At 51.7% G+C, this 573-nt stretch carries 1 protein-coding gene; it reads right to left on the bottom strand.

Features of this window, described 5'->3' with window-relative positions; translation table 11 throughout:
• The coding region (locus FZC41_RS17145) for an EAL domain-containing protein (RefSeq protein ID WP_148568660.1) at positions 1–573 on the bottom strand (573 nt) is incomplete at both ends.

Here is a 573-nt window from a genome sequence, read left to right as displayed (position 1 = left end):
GGACATTGCCGCTTCGAAACTGTTCCAGGGATAGATTGACAGCCATCTGAACCGGTTTGAATCCTTTGTCCTGCCAGGTCTTGTTCTGGGCACAGGCGGTCAACAGCACCCATTCGCCAATACTGTCGATGAGACCGGTGTGCTCGGCAATTGGGATGAACACCCCCGGGGAAATGAGCCCCAGCTCCGGATGATTCCATCGCAGCAATGCTTCAAAGCCGATTGTTTTCTGAGTTTTGACAGAAACCTGAGGCTGGTATTGGAGAAACAGCTCATTTCTTTCCAGAGCCTTATGAAGACTGTTGGTGAGCGTCATTTGATCCATTACTTCCTCTTTCATGGGTTCTGAGCAGAAAGCATAACACCCCTTTCCGCTCTTCTTGGCGGCATACATGGCCAGATCCGCATTTTTGATCAGTCCATTCACCGTTTCACCATCTTCCGGAAAAACAGCGAGCCCGCTGCTTGCCGTGATGTAAAACTCCTGCTCACCCACGGTGATCGGTTTGTGAAACAACCCCGTGATCTGCCATGCGAGTTCCTCCAGATCTTCCCGCCTGGTCATCTGCGGCA

The sequence above is a fragment of the Acetobacterium paludosum genome (genome assembly GCF_008086595.1).
Classification (GTDB): domain Bacteria; phylum Bacillota; class Clostridia; order Eubacteriales; family Eubacteriaceae; genus Acetobacterium; species Acetobacterium paludosum.
This window is presented reverse-complemented; position numbering and strand designations above follow the sequence as displayed.